The sequence below is a fragment of the Alicyclobacillus macrosporangiidus CPP55 genome, from assembly GCF_000702485.1.
Classification (GTDB): Bacteria; Bacillota; Bacilli; order Alicyclobacillales; family Alicyclobacillaceae; genus Alicyclobacillus_H; species Alicyclobacillus_H macrosporangiidus_B.
In genome coordinates, this window is record NZ_JNIL01000001.1 from 126,050 (window position 1) to 144,102 (window position 18,053).

Here is an 18,053-nt window from a genome sequence, read left to right on the forward strand (position 1 = left end):
GTATCCATCGAACAGGGGAGAGGAGCGAGGGGAGATTGACGCAAGAGGACGAACGTGACGAACGACCGGATGACCCTGGCCGTCTCGTGGACGAGTTGGCCGAGGGACAAAGGGCCCGGTCAACCGTGGTTCCCCGGCCGGCGGCCACGCTCATGCTGGTGCGTGACGGGGCTCACGGAATTGAGGTGCTCGCCGTGCGCAGGGCCAGTACGATGCGGTTCCTACCGGGGCACCTGGCCTTTCCTGGCGGCGCGCTGGAGCCCGCGGACGACGCGCCCCCCGCAGGGGTGTGCTTCGGCCAGGTGCGGGGGCCGGAGTTGCCCCGCACCGCGTACGCCATTGCCGCGGTGCGGGAGTGTGCGGAGGAGACCGGCTGGGTGTGCGCCGCTGTCACACCCGAGGGAACTAGCTGCGTGGCACTGCCCAGCGCGCAGCGCGATGCGCTGTTGAATCATCGGATCACCTTTTGGGACGTGTTGAAGGCGCTGCGCACGGGCATCGATCTCAGCCGGCTTCGCTACGTCGGGCGTTGGATCACGCCGGCCCACCAGCCGGTCCGCTTCGACACCCGGTTTTTCGTCGGGTTGGCACCAGACCGCGTGATCCCGTCGGCGCACGCGGCGGAACATGACTGGGCGGGATGGCGGCCGGCCACCGACCTGCTCGGTGCGCTCCAGCGGGGGGAGGCCCAGGCGGTCCGGCCCACGTGGGCGATGCTCCAGGGCATCGCCGCCTGCCGGAGCGCGGAAGAAGCATTCAATACGCTGTGGGTGCCCGGCCCGACAGGGTAATCTGATTCGGCAGGCGGTAGACGAACCCTCGACCAGCGTCAAATTCACGCTCCGCCAGACCGCATGACAACAGATGCTGCAGGTGCGCCTGCACGGTCCGCCGGGCCGCCAGGCGAACCCCGGGTGGCACCGTGTCTCCGTAGATGGCGCCGACGATCTCGCCCAGGGTACGGGGGCGCTCGGCCAACAGGCCCAGTACCTCGGCTTCGCGGCCCTCGCGCCTCTTCTTCAGCTGCCGAGCGGCGGCTGCGGCGTCCTTCAAGACTGGGCCGTGTCCGGGTCCGGCGATGCGGCATCCGCTGGCCGCGATGGCGTCGAGCGCGCGGAAGTACGAGGCCATGTGACCGTCGGGCGGGCCGATCCAGACGGATCCCTGGCCCGCCAGGTGATCGCCGACGAGGATGACGTCCTCGCCGGGGATCTCCACGTGCAAATGGCCGTGGGTGTGTCCCGGACAGTGGCGGAGGTGAAGGGCGATGCCGGCACAGGACAACGCAGGCGGTGCGTCCTCCAAGGCGGCCGCGTCGGACGCGGGCCAGGTCAGCCGGGTGCGGTCGAGGGGATGGATGTAGACAGGTGCCTGGAAGGCCCGGTGCAGCGCGGGCAGGCCGCTGGTGTGATCGCGGTGATGGTGGGTCGCGATGAGGGCGGTGACGCGCCGGACGCCGGCGGAGCGGATGGTGTCCACGAGCGCCTGAATGGCGTCCGGGTCGTCCGTGCCGTTGTCCACCACGACGCCCTCGCCGTCCTTGGCGATGAGATAGGTGTTCGTCGAGAACGCCGGGGGCAGCGTGGGCGCGGGGACCGGGCATTGGAAGACGTGCGGGGCAATCCGAAGCAATTGGATGGCATGAGCACACATGACGGGATCCCACCTTTCACCGTGATTATACCGTGCGAGCCATCCCATGGAAGCGGAGGGATCACCATGCGGATCTACACCCGAGCGGGGGATGAAGGGCAGACGAGCCTGATTTACGGGCGGCGGGTCAGCAAGGCGTCAGCCCGGGTAGGGGCATACGGCACCCTCGATGAGGCGAACTCGGCCATCGGGCTGGCGCTGTCGTGGTTGCCGGAGGACGCCCGCTTCGACGATCTGCGCCGATTCTTGGCGCGTGTGCAGCGGGATCTGTTCGATCTCGGGCGCGATCTGGCCACACCACTGGACAAGCAGGCCGAATTCCACACGACGGAGGCGGACGTGGGGCTGCTGGAGCGGATGATCGACCGGTTGGACGCGGATAATCCGCCGTTGCAGCGATTCCTTCTGCCGGGCGGCCACCCTGCGGCGGCGGCCCTGCACTTGGCGCGGACCATCGTCCGCCGCGCCGAGCGCGAGGTGGTGGCGTTGGGCGAGGTGGAACCGGTGCAGCCCTGGATCCGGAGGTATCTCAACCGCCTCTCGGATCTCTTGTTCGTGATGGCGCGCAGCGTCCACACGAGAACGGGAATGGCGGAGCCTTCGGTCGATTTCCGGGCGCCAAAGCCGGATCCGTTTCAGACGGAGCAGAAGTAAGCAGACACAAGCAGGGAGTGGAGAGACACCATGCGGCATGGGGAACAAGCGTGGCAGGCGGCGTTGTTGGACCTCGACGGCACCCTCTACCGCGGCAACGAGGTGGTGCCTGGGGCGCCGGAATTCGTCGAGCGGTTGCGCCAAAGGGGCATCCGTCCCGTGTTTCTGACGAATAATTCAACGCGCACACCGCGCCAGGTGGCGGACAAATTGAAAGGCATGGGCATCGCGGCGGAACCGGATGAGGTGTGCACGTCGGCAGAGGCGTCCGCGCACCAGTTGCGGGAGTGGATCGGGCCGGCCGAGGTTGGCTTTGTCGGGCTCGACGGCCTGCGAGAGGCACTGGTGGAATACGGACACCGGGCGGTGGAATTGGGTACGCCGGAGCACGGCGACCATTCAGGCGTGGCAGCCGTCGTGGTCGGGCTCGATCCAGAGATCACGTACCGGCGACTGGCGGTGGTGTGTGCCGAGGTGTTGCGGCTGGGCGCCTTTGTGTTGACGAACGGGGATGTTCGGCTGCCGGCGGAGGACCGGTTCATGCCTGGCAATGGCGCCTTGGGGGCGTTCATCGAGACCGCGACGGGGGTTCGACCGTATGTCGCGGGAAAACCCAACCCCGATTTCGTTCGCTTTGCGCTCCAGCGCTACGGCCTGGATCCGGACAAGGTCCTGCTCATCGGCGACAACCGGCGGACCGACGTATTGGCGGGTAAGCTCGCCGGCGTGTACACGGTACAGGTGGAAAGTGGGGTTCAGTACGCGGAGGCGGAATCTTCTTCCGCTTCGCTGGAACCGGACGAGGTCCACCGATCGGTGGCGGATCTGTTCCTCTCGTGAACCATCGGAAGGGGCCGGTTTTGGTAGACTTGCTAACCATATATCTGGTGTGTATAATGGGCCCTGAACCGGATGCGCACACTAGATATATGGGATTATGGTAACCTGTTCGGACGGCGGGCGCCAAGCGCCCGCCTGCTCCACGCGGCTTGCGGCGGCCTGGCTGGCCGCCGCGCCGCCATCCCGGAAAAGAGGCGGCAAACATGCGCTGTCCCTACTGTGAGACCGACAATTCACGCGTAATTGAGTCCAGGGCGAGTGAGGACGGCACCACCATCCGGCGCCGGCGCGAGTGCACGAATCCGTCTTGTGGCCGCAGATTCACCACGTACGAACGGATCGAACAACGCCCGCTGATGGTGGTGAAGAAGGACAACAAGCGCGAGGAGTTCTCCTATGAGAAGCTGTACCGCGGGCTGATGAAGGCGTGCGAGAAACGCCCCATCTCGGCGGAGCAGGTAGAACAGGTCGTCGAGCGGATCGATCGGCGCCTGCGCCTGGAGTTCGAGCGAGAAGTGCCTTCATCGGTCATCGGGGAGCGGGTCATGGAAGAACTGCGTGCCCTGGACGGCGTGGCGTATGTGCGTTTTGCCAGCGTGTACAGGCAGTTTCGGGATGTGGAGACACTGGCGCAGGAGGTTCTCTCGCTGCTGCAGGAGACGGCGGGAAGAACCAAGCCGGGGAATTGAGGGTCGTGCGCGTCCGACCGCATGTACATAATTGAAGCAAGCGCCGGCATGCATGACCGGCGGGGAGGCGGAAAGATGGTCAAAGCGACGGAGGAGAGCATGCTTCCGTTCACCGAGGAGGACCGGTTGGGTGCGACGGGGGAGCGCATCGTGGCCGACCGGTACCTGCTCAAGGATGTGCGCAAGGAGACGCTGAAGGTCGGATCGTTGGTGGTAGCCGTACTCGACAAAAAGCGGGCTTACCACGAGCTGGCCCGCGTCGTCGCCATCGACGATGCGCGCAGAACGGTGACCGTCGAGCTGAAGGACGGCCACCGCGAGGAACTGCCGCATCACCAGGTGGACGTGCTGCTGGAGACCTCGCCGCGCCAGATGTGGCGGCGGGTGGCAAAAGGCGCCGCGGCGGCCACGCGCGACCCGGAGCGCTGGACGGAGCGGTTTTACCAATTGCAGTGCGGATGGAAGTACGTCCCTGGCGGGCGCATCAATGCGTCGCTCGGCACAGGGATGCAGGTGACGAGCTACAACTGTTTCGTCATCCCGAGCGTCGGACCGACCATGCGCGACTACGCGGAGGCGTTCGGGCAGACCCTGGAGATCCAGGCGAGAAGCGGCGGCGTCGGGATGAACCTGTCGCGCATCCCGCCACAGGGAACCTATATCCCGGTGTTCCCGGGTTCACGGCGGCCTTATCTGCATCTCGTGCTCGACATCTGGCATCCGGACCTGCCTGAGTTCCTGCAGGCGGAGTATCCGAACAGCACGAAGGTAGTGCGGGTGAACCGCGAGTTCCTGCGGGCTGTCGAGGAGGACGCGGAGTGGCGGTTCGGGTTCCCGGAGACGAGTGTTGAAGGGTACGACGACATGTGGACAGGCCGCCTGGAAGACTGGATGGAGCGGGGGCTGCCGGTCAACTGGCAGGAGCCGGCGCCTGCGCGGCGTCTGTACGAGTCGATTCTGGCCAGCGGCGCGCTTGTGTTGAGCGACGTCATCGGAACGGTCCTCGTCCCGGGCGATCAGCGCAGCACCATCGCGGCGACGCTCGGCGACATGTGGGAGCGGATGGCGGAGGGCAAACAAGTGTCGGTCATCCTGTCCTCCCTGCGCCCCCGCTACAGCTACGTGCGCGGCGTTAACGGCCGCAGCTCGGGCGCGTACTCCTGGGGCACCCTGTATGACAAGGGCAATCAGGTGTTCGGAGAAGGGTTTGGCCCGGTCGGCGTGGGCGAGATCATGAGCGTCGGCTGCCAGTTGACCCTGCAGGGGGGATCCCGGCGCGGCGCGCTGATGCTGATTCTCAACGATCGCCATGCGGATGTGCTGAAATTCATCCGCTGCAAACAGGTCGACGGGGTCATCACCGGGGCCAACATCTCGGTCGGAATCTCAGAACGTTTCATGGAGGCCAAGGAGAAAGGCGAGCGCTGGCCGATCGGCTTCGTGCCCAAAGAGCACTGGGAGGCGTTCGACGGAGACTTCGACACCTGGGTGGGGGCGGGCAAGCCCTTCGAGGTCACGGACTCGCTTCCGGCCGGCGAGCTGTGGGACGAGCTGGTGCTTTCGGCGTGGAAGTCGGCAGAGCCGGGTGTGGTCTTCCTCGGGCGCGCGAACCGGATGAGCAATTCATGGTATTTTAACCCATTGGTGGCGACTAATCCCTGTGGTGAGCAACCGCTGCCGGCCAACGGCATCTGCAACCTGGGCGCGGTGGTGTTGAGCAAGTTCGCGGTCGGATTTGCCGACTGCGGAAAGCGGGTGGAATTCTCCGATCCGGAGAAGGAAGCGTATGTCCGCTCCTGGTTGACCAAGCACTTCGACGCGGAGAAGGCGGAGTTTTTCCTGCACCACGTGAAGTGGGAGGCGCTGGAGGAGACCACTCGCACGGGTATCCGGTTCCAGGACGCGGTGATCGACGCCACGTACTATCCGTTCGAGGAGAACCGGCGCAACCAGATGCAGGAGCGGCGCATAGGGCTCGGCATCATGGGCCTGCACGACCTCTTGTTGTACTGCGGCATTCGCTACGGGTCGGAGGAGTCGGTGAAGTTCATCGACGTGTTGATGGGCCTGATGGCCGAGTGGTGTTACCTGGAATCCGTCGAGATCGCCAAGGAGAACGGGCCGTTCCCGGCGTTCGACGCGGAGAAGTTCCTGGCCTCGGGCTACATGCGGCAGATGGCCGAGGAGCGGCCGCACGTGGTGGAAGCCGTCCGGCGCCACGGGGTGCGCAACGTCACGCTGATGACGATCGCGCCGACCGGTACAACGGGGACGATGGTCGGGTGTTCGACCGGGTGCGAACCGTACTACGCGTGGTCGTACTTCCGCAACTCCCGGCTCGGCATGTTCGAGGAGAACGCGGCGATCGTGCAGGAGTACTATGACACCCATCCGAATGCCGACCGGCTGCCCGACTACTTCGTGACGGCCATGGAGCTCACGCCCGAGGATCACGTGCGCGTGCAGGCGGCGCTGCAGAAGTGGATCGACAGCTCCATCTCGAAGACCTGCAATGCGCCGAACTCCTACACGGTGGAAGATACCAAGCGGCTGTACGACCTGGCGTATGCCCTGGGCTGCAAAGGCATCACCATCTACCGCGACGGGTCCCGTTCAGAGCAGGTGTTGTCGTTGAAGGCCGAGGACAAGGCGGACCCGCAGGCGCACGAGGCAGAGGCGCGGGAGGTGGCGCCGACAGCTGATCGGAGCGGTGCCGAGGCCCCCAAGCAGCCGGTCTACCAGAAGCGCCGCCGGCCGGATGTGCTGTACGGGGCGACGTATAAGAAGGAGACGCCGCTGGGGAAGGCATACATCACTATCAACGACGATCCGGAAGAGCACGTCGCCCTGGAGATCTTCGTCAACATCGGCAAGGCGGGCAGCGATGTGTATGCCGCCAACGAGGCGTTGGGCCGCGCGATCACGCTGTACCTGCGGGATTCTCGCAATCCCAACAAGGAAGCAGAGCTGGTCAAGCACTTCGCCGGGATCGGCGGATCGAACTCGGTCGGCTTCGGAGACCGGCGCATCACGTCGGTGCCGGACGCCATCGCCAAGGCGCTGATCGAGCACTCCGAGACGTTCCCGTTGCGCAAAGCGGCATTCCGGGAGTGGGCGAGCGGACAGGAGACGGCCACGGAGGACGTGGAGCGGCCGGCGCTGCGCGACTACTCGGTGGGGAAGGATCTGTGCCCGAACTGCCACCAGCACACCTTGGTCCGGACGGGCGGATGTTTTGAATGCGAGGCGTGCGGTTTTAGCAAGTGTTAAGCGATCCTCCATCGCACCGGATGAAAGCCGGACGGTGAAACACCGGACGGACACCGCCGGGCGGCTGCGGACTGCGGCCGCCCGGTTCGTGTTGGCACTGATCCTCCTCCGATCCCAACATTTTAGTCTCGCCTTATGTTGGGTTGTCAATTTATAATTGTAAAAGCCTTGCTTTTTACATCCATACCAGCCGAATCTCCGATGCCTGTGCATCGGGGTACGGGGGATGCAACACAGGGGACTTCCCTTTGGGGTGAATCGTGCGGGGTGAACGCTCACCGCGCGCGAGGGGCGGCTCGTGCCCCAACCCGACAACTAACCCCGGAGGCAAGACGAGAGGTGATGGAGTCGTGTCGTTCAGGACGTGGTTGTGTGGAGCCGCTGCTGTACTGTCGATGACTGCCGCGCCGGAGGCGATGGCGAGTGTCGTCACCGTGCGCCCTGGAGATTCGCTGTGGTCCATCGCCAAGGCGCACCAGGTGTCGCTGGCGGCAGTGCAGAAGGCCAACCCGAACGTGGATCCGAAGCACCTGCCGGTGGGCGCCCGGGTCAATGTTCCGGACCGGCACACGTACGTGGTGCGAAAAGGGGACTCTCTGTGGACCATCGCGCGGCAGCACCACGTATCTGTGCAGGCCCTGCAGGCGGCCAATCCATGGGTCCGACCTCTGAACTTACCGGTCGGCGCTACGTTACGGCTGCCAGTCAGCGCCCCGGCGACCGGGTTGGCGACGGCGGACAACCTATACTGGATGTCGCACATCATTCACGCCGAGGCGGGCGATGAGCCCCTGGCGGCAAAGATTGCGGTCGGCGACGTGGTCCTGCACCGCATGCGCGACCCGGCCTATCCGGACACTGTCAAGGGCGTGGTCTTCCAGGTGGCGGACGGCCACTATCAATTCGAGCCGGTGATGAACGGGTACATCTACTCGGAGCCGGACGCAGAAAGCAAGAAGGCGGCCGAGGCGGTGCTCCGCGATGGCCGCGACGTGGTACCAGGGGCGATGGTGTTCTACAACCCGGCGCAGACGCCGGCGCGAAGCTGGGTCTGGTCGCGTCCGGTGATCACCAAGCTGGGACACCTCAATTTCGCCAAGTGATCCGCCCTGGCGGGCTGGGGGGCCGCATGATCCCGTGTGAAATGCCGATGCCGTGTGGCATCGGCATTTCACGTTCTTCCGGGGCCGGGAGCGCGTGACAGGGGGTGCACTCGCATCGGTTGGCGGGTGGGGCGGGATGGGCTAAACTGGGGAAGGGCTGGGGCGAGGATCCCCCGCCGCTCACCAACAGGCTGGAGGGGTTATGGTGCAACCGAAGTTCTGCAGGGAATCCCGATGCGTGAAGATCAGCCGCGTGTTCCCGAATGATCTCAACGATCACAACACATTGTTCGGCGGCAAGCTGATGGCATATATCGACGACATCGCCTCCATCTCCGCATCGCGCCACGCACGCACCGACGTGGTGACGGCGTCCACCGACTCTGTCGATTTTCTGTGCCCCATCCGGGAGAGCGACTCGGTGTGCCTGACGTCGTATGTGACGTGGACCGGAACCACCTCGATGGAGGTGTTCGTCAAGGTGGTGGCGGAAGACCTCAAGACGGGGGATCGCCGGATCGCTGCCACGGCCTTCTTGACTTTCGTGGCGCTCGACGACCAGGGCCGTCCTGTCCCGGTACCGCCCGTGCGTCCCGAATCCGAAGAAGAGCGGCTCCTCTACGAGACCGCACCGCGCCGCGCGGAACGGCGCAAACATCACCGCGCCGAGAGCAAAGAGTTGGCCGCCCGTCTCAAGACGGAGAAGTTCTGGGACGAGATTTGATCCGCAATTTCCCTGGCACTTTGTCCATGTCGTCCAGGCCTCGGCCGGCATATGGGTGCTAGGGAAAGGAGGGGTGTTGCGGTGTGCACGATGGGTCAGTGCCTGAACCTGCGTGGACAGTGGGTACACTTTCACACGCAGTGGGGCTATCACCGCGGCATCATCGAGGACGTAAACAACAGGGCGGTGCTCGTGCGCATGCCGCGCCGGTACGCGCCGGTCGCCCTGGCGAGCCATGCCGAGCACATCGACGCGAAGACCACGGATGAACAGCGATTGGACCTCGCACTCGCCTCCGCGTACGGACCGGGCTGGGGATACCGGGGATGGGGGTATCCCGGTTGGGGCGCCTGGTGGGGCGGATGGTGGTGGTGGTGGCTGGCGTTTTGGTGGATTTTCGCCCTGGCCGCCCTCTGGTGGTGAGCCCGCCTGGGGTGCCGCGAGAGTTGGACCGGCGTCACACACACGGAACCGTGTGACCTGAGGAAAAGCCGTCCGAGTCGCCGGGCGGCTTTTTTCACCCTTGGGCGGGTACCACCCATGGACAGGGAATCTATCTTTCCTATTTAAATTTTTCAGGTGCATGTCTTGTCAGACAAGCTTTCATTTTTTTATAATCAACTTGAGTTTTTTGTCTCTACGGATTGAGAGACCATCCGAACTCCAGTTTGGAGGCGGGGGACACCTTTTTTGGGGCGAATCCTGCTCAAAACGCCGCGCATTCCGAGCGGCCACAGGCAGGCAGGGAGGAGAAGCCGCTCCCGAGCCCGTCAACTAACCTCGCAGGATGCAAAGGGGCTTACAGAATGCAGCGATCTTGGCGCGTGGCGGCGGGAACGGCCGTGTGCGCCACGGGTCTCGCCGTGTATGCGGGTACGGGGCCTGTGGGCGCCTCCCATCCGTCTTCGAGCTCTGTCACCGTGAGCGGCGTTGTACCCGTGGTACAGTTCCAACCTGCTTCGCCGTTCTCTTTGCCTGCTCGCCAATGGGTGGCGATGGCGGATGCGGGCCCACACCTCACCTTCGACACCGCGGATGGCACGTGGACTTCGTCTTCTCAGTCCGTGCAGAGAGCCCGCGTGCAAGCCGTACTTGATGGAGCAGCGGCGCATGCCGACGCGCATTTTCCTTCCGACTCCGGCCAGAAGACGTCTTCCTCGCAAGTCGGGCCAAGCCAGCCCCAGGCAGGGGACAACCCTGGGCACGCCGGAAGCGCAGGACACACCCGATCCGCCGGAGGTACGCCGAAGCGTCCAGCGTCCCCGGCGCCCACAAGCAGCGTCGTGCTGTCCAGCCGAGGGAGTTCTCCCGTCGCGGACTTGACATTCGGCGCTCGGGTAGCCCAGACAGCTCAGCAGTTTATTGGCGTACCCTACCGGTGGGGAGGCACCTCTGATCGGGGGTTTGACTGTTCCGGGCTCGTCCAGTACACGTTGGCACGCGTTGGGGTTCATGTGGGCCGGACCAGCTATGATCAGTATCAGGCGGGCCAAGCGGTCAAGCGGTCCGATCTCGAACCCGGTGACCTCGTGTTTTTCAATACCGACGGTCCGGGGGCGTCTCACGTCGGCATCTATATCGGGAACGGCCGCTTCATCAACGCGACCCCTTCAGGGGTGCGGACGGATTCGCTGAGCAGCGGATACTGGGCTGCCCACTATCTCGGCGCTCGCCGCGTGCATCCCTGACCTGATGACAGACGGTCAGGCGTTCTTCACAATCACCGAATCCAGTACGTCCGCCACATCCTGGCACCGGTCGGTGATCCCCTCCAGGATCTCGTATACCTCTTTGAGTTTGATGACCTCCAAGACGTCCCGGTCCCGGTCTTGAAAAAGCGCCCGCAGGGAATCCCGCAACAGCTCGTCCCCCGTCTTCTCCAGGTGGTTGATGCGCAGGGTGTGCTCGCGGATATCCAATAAGCGGCGCGCGTTCAGTTTCGCGATGGCCTCGTACACTTCGCGCGCACTGTCGACGATGTTCCGGGCGAAGTCGAACATCGGCGGGGTGGCCGACGTCACCCGGTACAAGTCGAATCGAACAGTGCAAGCTTCGAGTCCGTCCACCACGTCGTCCATCTTGTTCGCCAGCGCCAGAAAGTCCTCCCGTTCCAAGGGCGTGATGTAGGTCGCGTTCAGCAGGGACACCATATCACTGGTCAGGTCGTCGCCGCGATCTTCCATGTGTTTGATGGACGCCGCCAACGCCTCGGGATGTGACAGATTGTGCAGACCGCGTTCAAATTCGGCAGCTGCATTGCGGACGTTGTCCGCAATCTGTACCAGGTAATCGAACAGCTGCTGGTTGCGTTTGGCCAACGGTATCCTCTCCCAGTGTGGATTGGGCAGCACGACAACCTGCCCAAACAGGTTCCTTTCCATTATACCGAAATGCCGTGAGACAAACCTATCGATCCCGGAGTGACCCGGCGCGGTCCTGGCGGATGGATGCCGGGGCCTCCGCCAGCGCGATCACCTGCTGAACCCGCGCCTGCCAGGTATGTTGCCGCGCGAAGGCTTGCCGTTCGGCGCGCTGCGACGGTGCCTCGCCTTTGACTTCCGCCCATGCCCTGCGGACGGCATCCGCCAATCCCGTATTGGGTGCAGCCTCGTACACCAGGCGCCGGAGCGATGGCGGCACAGAGATGCCGGAGATGACCGGCGGCTTGCCCACCGCCAGGTATTCGTACAACTTTAACGGGCTGGAGGCGGCACTGGCCGGCGACAGGATGCGCGGCAGGATCAGGACATCCATGGCATGGAGGTATCCAGGCAGATGCTCATACGGCACAGGCCCGAGCAGGTGCACGCGCGGATGCGCCTCCAGTCTGCGAAGCGCCTCTTCCAATCCGGAATCGCCGATGTGTCCCCGTCGGCCCATCAGATACAGTTCGGCATCGGGCTGTTGTTCCACCAGCGACAACAGGGCCGGGTAATCGATCCAGTGGTTGAGCGTGCCCGCGAACCCGACGCGAACCCCTCCCGGTGTCGCAGACGGAAGTTCCGGAGGTTCGGGCTGCGTGGTGAAGTGGCCGGCGTCCACACCGTTGGGCAACAGGTGTGCGGGTCGGCCCAGGTGTGCCTCGCTCCACGCCTGCAGCGCCGGTGACACGGCGAGCACCGCGCTGGCCCTGCGGGAGATCCGGCGCCATCGTTCCAGCACCCGTTCCCGCGGCAGCGGATAGGGGAAGCTGAGAACGTCGTCCACCAGGTCGAACACCAGGTGATCGGGGGCCAACCTTGAAACGAGCGGTTCCACCGCATACGACCAGTTGGTCAAGTACACGAGGGTTGTCCTGCGCCAATCCCTCCCCCATTCAGCCTCCAATGTCCGTTCCAGCGCACGCGCCTGGATCCGAATCCCCCAGTTCGCAACGTCCAGGCGACCCGGAATGGGGAGCGGCGGTGTCAGTACCCACGTCTCATTGCTGCGGCGGGAGCGCCATCGGAGGACGGGCGCCTGCAGCCCGCGCCAAGCGCTGTACGGCGGCGAGGGCTCCACGTAGGCGCGCGGTATCGGGACAGCGGACGTCATCAACCGTGAGGTGTCGTGGAATCCCGGCGTGTCGAAGGCCGACATGCCAAAGGTGAGCCAATGGGACAGAGGTTCAGACACGGGCAGCGCCTCCTTGCATGAAACGACCGATGGTGATTCGGAGGGATCGTATCACAGGACGCCCTCGCTGGTACAACCGTTTGTCGAGGCGAGGAGAACGGCGGCGAAAATCGTTATTTTTCGAGAAATAGAGGCCACGGATACTAGACGGCGAGACGGGCTCCCAGGTGGGCGCCTGCGAAGCGGCCGCCCGGACCGGGCATCTCCGGTCGTGAATCGTGGTCGGCCCGTTGGCAGACACTGTCGGCGAGGATGGCCTGGCGTCGGGACATCCCGCGGGTGGGGCCCCGGGAAGCGGCGGTTGTTGTCGACAAATACTTCAATTGCTAAAATGGGTGCAGAGAGGACAGACCATGGGAGTGACAGGGCTGTGCAGCACGGTGAACCCCAGCGTACTCTGCAGGACGGCGGGATGTCGGAATACCTGCGGCAGATGGAAGAGCTGTTGGCGCGCTTGCAGCGGGTGATGTCCTCGTCCAAGACCTTGATCGCCGAACACGGGTTGACAGGGAGCCAGGTGTTCATCCTGCGCTACCTGGATCACTGCGACCAGGCAAAGGCGTCCGACATCGCCCGCTTTGCTGGGTTGAGTCCGGGCGCGGTGACACAAGTGTGCGACGACTTGGTGCGGATGGGGTTGGTGGAACGGACGCGGTCTAATGACGATCGCCGTGTCGTGCACATCCGCATCACGGAGGAGGGCCGCCGCCGCCTCGAACAGGTACGCATCATCCGAGGGCGCCGCATTCTGGCGGTGTTGAACAAGCTCGGGCCCGAGGATACGAGGGAGTTCGTCCGGCTGATTGCAAGGTTCGTGGAGATCGCCGAGTCAGAGTTGGGCAAGTGAGCACCGGGTCGGAGGAAAGGGAAGGGAATGGGATTGCGGATCGGATGGATTGGCTTGGGGGCGATGGGAGCGCCGATGGCTGCCCGCGTGGCGCAGGCGGGGTTCGAAGTCCGCGCGTACAATCGAACGCCGAAGCCGGTCGATCTGGGACCGGGCAGCGTGGTCGACCGACTGGCCGACGCCTTTGACGGTGCAGACGTGTTGTGTCTGATGGTGTCGGATGCCGCCGCCGTGCGGAGTGTGCTTGAGGACGGTGGCGCTGCGGAGAGGCTCGCGCGAGGCGCCGTGATCGTCAACTTCAGCACCATCGGCGTGGCTGAGACGCAGGCCTTCGCGATGTCGATGGCGGGCCACGGCGTGGAGTGGATCGACGCGCCGGTCTCCGGATCGGTTCAACCCGCCCGCGAGGGCAAGCTGGTCGTCATGGCGGGCGGTTCCGAGGCTGCGTTCCGACGTGTGGAACCGGTGCTCGGTGCGGTCGCCAAGGCGGTGCACCACCTGGGGCCGGTCGGGTCCGGTTCGGCCATGAAGCTGTTGGTCAATGCCTATCTGGCGACCGTGATCACCGGCGTGAGCGAATGCTTGGCCGTGGCCGACAAGATCGGCCTGGGCCGCGGCCGGTTGCTGGAGGTATTGTCCGAGACGAGCACCTGGTCCCCGGTGCTCGCGGCAAAACGGCCACTTTGGGAACACGACGATTTTCCAGCGTCGTTCGCGCTCAAGCACATGGCCAAGGACCTCGGTCTGGTGCAAGACCTGTCCGGAGCGTGGATGGCGGCGATGCCGCTGGCGTCGGCCGCGTACCAACAGATCTTGGCGGCTTGCGCACACGGTTTGGCTGAAGCCGACATGGCCGCGGTATTTCGCCAGCTCACAGAAACGGTGGGGAGCCGTTGAAACGGGCGGCGATCCTCGATCGGGACGGAGTCATCAATCGGAATGAGCATCCGGTCAACCGGCCGGACGAGCTGATCCTGTTCCCCCGTGCGGCGGAGGCGATTCGCCTCCTCAACCGTGCGGGGCTGTTGGTGTGCGTGGCGACCAATCAGGGCGGCGTGGGACTCGGCTACATGTCGGAGGCGGATCTCGAGGCGGTGCACCGCCGCATGTGCGAATTGCTGGCCCGGGACGGGGCTCGCGTCGACGACATCGAAACTTGCACACACCGCCCAGACGCAGGATGCCCATGCCGCAAGCCGAAGCCCGGAATGCTGCTGGCGCTGGCAAAACGACATCATCTCGATCTGGCGGCGAGCTATATGGTGGGCGACCGGGACACCGACGTGCAGGCGGGCCTGGCAGCGGGAACGAAGACGGTGTTCATCGGCCGCGGGCCTTCCGAAGCACACTACGTGGCCAGGGATTTGCTAGACGCCGCCGAGTGGATCGTCCGGGACACGGGACAAATCGGGCCGCGGGGTTAGGGCTACTCAGGTACGGTCCTGGGCGGAGGGCGCAGGGTGGCGGGTGGAAGCATACATTGCCCCTGATCATCATCTCCGGTAAGCCCGGGGAGATCAGGGGGGAGTCATGGTGTACACGCCGCCGTGGGTGGACGGCGATCTCGACATCATCTGGAACCTGCGGACCACGCAGCCTTGGGCCGCCGAACATCTGCAGGTGCACCCGTGGTGGATGCGCTCCGAGGCGCTCTGGTGGGCTGGCGCGTATCCGGTGCTGGCACCTTGGCACGCATTTTCCGCACCGGACCCGGCTTGGTGGGACGCATGGAGCATGCAACCGTATCACGGATACTGGGCCTGACCCGTCAAAGGTCGGGCCCTTCACATGGATGCGAGGTTTGCTGGAGCCTAGGCTGGCAGGGTACAATAGCCTCGGGCGGTGGCGGGCGTTTTCCGGTCGCGCCCCGATCCGCACTGTCGGAAGGAGGAATGGGCATGGTTCAACCGTTTGTCAACGAACCGTTGACCGATTTTTCGGTTCCGGAACAGCGCGCGGCGTTTGAACAGGCGTTGGCACAGGTCGGGGCGCAGTTGGGACGGACCTATCCATTGTACATAGGCGGCCGGGAAGTTGTCACCGAACGGCGCACCGCCTCCATCAATCCTTCGCAAAAGGACCAGGTGGTCGGATACGTCGCCAAGGCGGACCAGGCGCTCGCAGAAGAGGCGATGCAGAGCGCGTTGGCGGCTTTCGAGACGTGGAAGCGCAAATCGTTCGCCGAACGGGCGCGTTACCTGTTGAAGGCGGCCGCCATCATGCGGCGCCGGAAACATGAGCTGTCCGCCTGGATGTGCTATGAAGCCGGCAAGACGTGGCCCGAAGCGGACGCGGACACTGCGGAAGCCATCGATTTTTTGGAGTTTTATGCACGGGAAGCCATCCGGCTGGGCGAGGTGCATCCCCTGGTGCGCATACCCGGGGAGGACAATGAACAGCACTACATTCCGCTCGGTGTCGGCATCATCATCCCGCCCTGGAATTTTCCGCTCGCCATCCTCACCGGCATGACCAGCTCGGCGGTGGTCGCGGGGAACACGGTGCTGCTGAAGCCGGCCACACCGACGCCCGTGATCGCGTACAAGTTCCTCGAGGTGATGCGTGACGCGGGGATCCCCGCGGGCGTCATCAACTTCGTGCCGGGAAGCGGCGCGGAGATCGGCGACTATCTGGTGGATCACCCGAAGACCCGGTTCATCTCCTTCACGGGATCGAAAGAGGTCGGAATCCGTATTTATGAGCGGGCGGCCAAGGTGCAGCCGGGGCAGATCTGGCTCAAGCGCGTCGTTGCGGAGATGGGCGGCAAGGACGCCATCGTGGTGGACCGGGAGGCGGACCTGGAAGAGGCCGCGCGCCAGATCGCCGCATCGGCGTTCAACTTCTCAGGTCAGAAGTGCTCTGCCTGCTCGCGCGCCATCATCCACCAGGACGTGTACGACACTGTGGCCGAGCGCGTGGTGGCGCTGGCAAAATCGATGCGCGTGGGGCCTGCGACGGACGGCGCAAGCCAGGTTGGGCCGGTCATCGACGAGGCGGCTTATAAGAAGATATTGGAATACATTGAGGTGGGCAAGCAGGAGGGCAAGCTGCTGGCCGGTGGAGGTAAGGCGGAAGGGAACGGGTTTTTCATTCAACCGACGGTGTTCGGGGACGTGGATCCGCGCGCGCGTATCGCTCAGGAGGAGATCTTCGGCCCGGTGGTGGCCCTCATCCGCGCAAAGGACTTCGAGGACGCCATCCGCATCGCCAATGACACGGAGTTCGGCCTGACCGGGTCGGTGTTCAGCAACAACCGCGAACACCTGGAATACGCCCGGCAGGAGTTCCACGTCGGCAACCTGTATTTTAACCGCAAGTGCACGGGGGCTCTGGTCGGGGTTCATCCGTTCGGAGGGTTCAACATGTCCGGCACTGACTCCAAGGCCGGCGGGCGGGACTACCTCCTGTTGTTCACCCAGGCGAAGGCGGTGTCGGAGAAGCTGTGAACCCGACGTTGGCCGGGGTTCGCTGCGGAACTTGTGCGTGGGCGGACCACACCGCATTTTATCCGAAGGGGATGCGCCCTGAGGCGCGGTTGTCTTACTATGCTCGCCATTTTTCGCTGGTGGAAGCTGACGCCCCGTACTACCGAATCCCGGCTCCGGACGTGGTCGCCCGTTGGGTGGAGCAGACCCCTGAGGGGTTCGTGTTCGACGTCAAGGCGCACCGTACGATGACCTTGCACGACCGAGGCCAGGCGGGTACGGCCCAGCGTGCGGCGGATTTTGAGGCATTTATCCGCGCGATGCAGCCGTTGAAAGAAGGTGGACGTCTCGGGGCGGTGCTGTTCCAGTTCCCCCCGTGGTTCGTGGCCAACGAGGCGAATCACCGCTACCTCGACGAGGTGGCAGAGCGGATGGACGGCTTCCTGCTCGCCGTGGAATTCCGGCATCGCAGCTGGTGGCAGGGCGATGCGGCGCTGCAGACAGCCGATCACCTCCGCAGCCTGGGGGCTGTCAACGTGGTGTGCGATGAACCGCAGGTGGGACAGGGGACCATCCCGTTCGTTCCCGAGGTGACGCAGCCGCGGCTGGTCATCTTCCGCCTGCATGGGCGGAACGCCAAGACGTGGTATCAGAAGGGACTGCAGTCGTCACAGCAGCGGTTCGACTATCTCTACACGCGAGAAGAACTGGCGTCTTTTCTGCCGTATGTGCGCCGATGGGCGCAAGAAGCCAGCGCGGTTCACATTCTCATGAACAACAACCAGGGCGATTACGCGGTGCGCAACGCCTTGGACTGGCTGGATCTGTTGGGCCTCGCCGCGCGGGTGGCGCGGCCGCAGGATGATCCCCCGGGCCGCCAGTTGCGTTTGTTCGATCCAGATTGAGTCGCAGGGGGCAGGTATGAACTACGGGTGGCCCGATTGGATGTTCGCCGCCTTTGCCATCGGCGGTTGGGAGTTGTTCGATCTCATCGCACGTCGCTTCGCTTGGCCGCGCGCCCGCTGGCTGGGCGCCGCAGTGGTGGCGGTGTGCCTCATCATTCTCGCCGTCCGCTATGGGCTGCGCTGGTGGCGGCGGCGCAAGCATCCGCCGGTGGAAGACCCGGACGAGTGGAAGCGGTACTGAGCCGCGTAGCAGGGACCGACATCAGGGGACGCAAGCGGTATTGGCCGGACCGGCGGGCGCCACGCGCCGCCGGCCGAGGGAAGGGGG

19 protein-coding genes and 2 riboswitches are annotated in these 18,053 nt (G+C 64.5%); of the genes, 16 read left to right on the forward strand and 3 right to left on the reverse strand.

Features of this window, described 5'->3' with window-relative positions:
- The first annotated feature begins 35 nt into the window (after positions 1–35).
- Positions 36–791: an NUDIX hydrolase gene (locus tag N687_RS24280; protein ID WP_051662831.1), complete on the forward strand. Its 756-nt coding sequence runs from the start codon at positions 36–38 to the stop codon at positions 789–791.
- On the opposite strand, the gene N687_RS0100695 is transcribed toward N687_RS24280, so the two are convergent.
- Positions 757–1,653, reverse strand: a complete 897-nt coding sequence (locus N687_RS0100695) for an MBL fold metallo-hydrolase (RefSeq protein ID WP_051662832.1) — start codon at positions 1,651–1,653, stop codon at positions 757–759. The genes N687_RS24280 and N687_RS0100695 overlap by 35 nt on opposite strands.
- A gap of 66 nt (positions 1,654–1,719) precedes the next feature.
- Between N687_RS0100695 and N687_RS0100700 the strand changes: the two genes are divergently transcribed.
- The 8 genes from N687_RS0100700 to N687_RS22705 all read left to right on the forward strand — a co-directional run bounded on the left by N687_RS0100700 (position 1,720) and on the right by N687_RS22705 (position 10,621).
- Positions 1,720–2,307, forward strand: a complete 588-nt coding sequence (locus N687_RS0100700) for a cob(I)yrinic acid a,c-diamide adenosyltransferase (protein WP_051662833.1) — start codon at positions 1,720–1,722, stop codon at positions 2,305–2,307.
- A 30-nt stretch (positions 2,308–2,337) separates the two neighbouring features.
- Positions 2,338–3,147: an HAD-IIA family hydrolase gene (locus tag N687_RS0100705; protein WP_035461965.1), complete on the forward strand. Its 810-nt coding sequence runs from the start codon at positions 2,338–2,340 to the stop codon at positions 3,145–3,147.
- Positions 3,148–3,350: 203 nt separating this feature from the next.
- Positions 3,351–3,836, forward strand: coding sequence for a transcriptional regulator NrdR (nrdR, locus tag N687_RS0100710; protein WP_029420039.1), 486 nt, complete (start codon positions 3,351–3,353; stop codon positions 3,834–3,836).
- Positions 3,837–3,911: 75 nt separating this feature from the next.
- Positions 3,912–7,106 (forward strand): adenosylcobalamin-dependent ribonucleoside-diphosphate reductase, encoded by a 3,195-nt coding sequence (locus N687_RS0100715; protein ID WP_029420040.1) that lies wholly within the window; start codon positions 3,912–3,914, stop codon positions 7,104–7,106.
- Between the two features lie 178 nt (positions 7,107–7,284).
- Positions 7,285–7,450, forward strand: a riboswitch (cyclic di-AMP (ydaO/yuaA leader).
- 6 nt (positions 7,451–7,456) lie between these two features.
- Positions 7,457–8,209 (forward strand): LysM peptidoglycan-binding domain-containing protein, encoded by a 753-nt coding sequence (locus N687_RS0100720; protein ID WP_029420041.1) that lies wholly within the window; start codon positions 7,457–7,459, stop codon positions 8,207–8,209.
- A gap of 202 nt (positions 8,210–8,411) precedes the next feature.
- A complete protein-coding gene (locus N687_RS0100725; RefSeq protein WP_029420042.1) occupies positions 8,412–8,933 on the forward strand; it encodes an acyl-CoA thioesterase in 522 nt (173 codons plus the stop codon).
- A gap of 81 nt (positions 8,934–9,014) precedes the next feature.
- On the forward strand, positions 9,015–9,356 hold the full coding sequence (locus N687_RS0100730; RefSeq protein ID WP_029420043.1) for a hypothetical protein: 342 nt from the start codon (positions 9,015–9,017) through the stop codon (positions 9,354–9,356).
- 221 nt (positions 9,357–9,577) lie between these two features.
- A riboswitch (cyclic di-AMP (ydaO/yuaA leader) is annotated at positions 9,578–9,737 on the forward strand.
- 2 nt (positions 9,738–9,739) lie between these two features.
- Positions 9,740–10,621 carry a C40 family peptidase gene (locus N687_RS22705; protein ID WP_081841039.1) on the forward strand — a complete coding sequence of 294 codons (882 nt, stop codon included), beginning with the start codon at positions 9,740–9,742 and terminating at the stop codon, positions 10,619–10,621.
- A gap of 15 nt (positions 10,622–10,636) precedes the next feature.
- Here N687_RS22705 and N687_RS0100740 read toward each other — a convergent pair whose 3' ends face one another.
- Together N687_RS0100740 and N687_RS0100745 are read right to left on the reverse strand one after the other, a co-directional pair.
- Positions 10,637–11,251 carry a DUF47 domain-containing protein gene (locus tag N687_RS0100740; RefSeq protein WP_029420045.1) on the reverse strand — a complete coding sequence of 205 codons (615 nt, stop codon included), beginning with the start codon at positions 11,249–11,251 and terminating at the stop codon, positions 10,637–10,639.
- 88 nt (positions 11,252–11,339) lie between these two features.
- Positions 11,340–12,548 (reverse strand): glycosyltransferase, encoded by a 1,209-nt coding sequence (locus N687_RS0100745; RefSeq protein WP_029420046.1) that lies wholly within the window; start codon positions 12,546–12,548, stop codon positions 11,340–11,342.
- Positions 12,549–12,918: 370 nt separating this feature from the next.
- Here N687_RS0100745 and N687_RS24285 point away from each other — a divergent pair, with 370 nt between their 5' ends.
- The 7 genes from N687_RS24285 to N687_RS0100780 all read left to right on the forward strand — a co-directional run bounded on the left by N687_RS24285 (position 12,919) and on the right by N687_RS0100780 (position 17,966).
- Positions 12,919–13,395: a MarR family winged helix-turn-helix transcriptional regulator gene (locus tag N687_RS24285; protein WP_197029176.1), complete on the forward strand. Its 477-nt coding sequence runs from the start codon at positions 12,919–12,921 to the stop codon at positions 13,393–13,395.
- A 27-nt stretch (positions 13,396–13,422) separates the two neighbouring features.
- A complete protein-coding gene (locus N687_RS0100755; RefSeq protein ID WP_051662835.1) occupies positions 13,423–14,292 on the forward strand; it encodes an NAD(P)-dependent oxidoreductase in 870 nt (289 codons plus the stop codon).
- A complete protein-coding gene (locus N687_RS0100760; protein ID WP_029420049.1) occupies positions 14,289–14,819 on the forward strand; it encodes a D-glycero-alpha-D-manno-heptose-1,7-bisphosphate 7-phosphatase in 531 nt (176 codons plus the stop codon). The genes N687_RS0100755 and N687_RS0100760 overlap by 4 nt, the downstream gene beginning before the upstream one ends.
- A 109-nt stretch (positions 14,820–14,928) precedes the next feature.
- Complete coding sequence (locus tag N687_RS0100765) at positions 14,929–15,159, forward strand: hypothetical protein (RefSeq protein ID WP_156039990.1); 231 nt, start codon at positions 14,929–14,931, stop codon at positions 15,157–15,159.
- Positions 15,160–15,293: 134 nt separating this feature from the next.
- Positions 15,294–16,841, forward strand: coding sequence for an L-glutamate gamma-semialdehyde dehydrogenase (pruA, locus tag N687_RS0100770; RefSeq protein WP_029420051.1), 1,548 nt, complete (start codon positions 15,294–15,296; stop codon positions 16,839–16,841).
- Complete coding sequence (locus N687_RS0100775) at positions 16,838–17,725, forward strand: DUF72 domain-containing protein (RefSeq protein WP_197029177.1); 888 nt, start codon at positions 16,838–16,840, stop codon at positions 17,723–17,725. The genes pruA and N687_RS0100775 overlap by 4 nt, the downstream gene beginning before the upstream one ends.
- 16 nt (positions 17,726–17,741) lie before the next feature.
- Positions 17,742–17,966, forward strand: a complete 225-nt coding sequence (locus N687_RS0100780; protein ID WP_051662836.1) for a hypothetical protein — start codon at positions 17,742–17,744, stop codon at positions 17,964–17,966.
- Positions 17,967–18,053 lie beyond the last annotated feature (87 nt).

Bases quoted from the DNA above. Each gene is read 5' to 3' on its own strand.
- N687_RS0100780 (WP_051662836.1), top strand. From the start codon at position 17,742: ATGAACTACGGGTGGCCCGATTGGATGTTCGCCGCCTTTGCCATCGGC.
- N687_RS0100725 (WP_029420042.1), top strand. From the start codon at position 8,412: ATGGTGCAACCGAAGTTCTGCAGGGAATCCCGATGCGTGAAGATCAGC.
- N687_RS22705 (WP_081841039.1), top strand. From the start codon at position 9,740: ATGCAGCGATCTTGGCGCGTGGCGGCGGGAACGGCCGTGTGCGCCACG.
- N687_RS0100700 (WP_051662833.1), top strand. From the start codon at position 1,720: ATGCGGATCTACACCCGAGCGGGGGATGAAGGGCAGACGAGCCTGATT.
- nrdR (WP_029420039.1), top strand. From the start codon at position 3,351: ATGCGCTGTCCCTACTGTGAGACCGACAATTCACGCGTAATTGAGTCC.
- N687_RS0100695 (WP_051662832.1), bottom strand. From the start codon at position 1,653: ATGTGTGCTCATGCCATCCAATTGCTTCGGATTGCCCCGCACGTCTTC.
- N687_RS0100705 (WP_035461965.1), top strand. From the start codon at position 2,338: ATGCGGCATGGGGAACAAGCGTGGCAGGCGGCGTTGTTGGACCTCGAC.
- pruA (WP_029420051.1), top strand. From the start codon at position 15,294: ATGGTTCAACCGTTTGTCAACGAACCGTTGACCGATTTTTCGGTTCCG.
- N687_RS0100755 (WP_051662835.1), top strand. From the start codon at position 13,423: ATGGGATTGCGGATCGGATGGATTGGCTTGGGGGCGATGGGAGCGCCG.
- N687_RS0100715 (WP_029420040.1), top strand. From the start codon at position 3,912: ATGGTCAAAGCGACGGAGGAGAGCATGCTTCCGTTCACCGAGGAGGAC.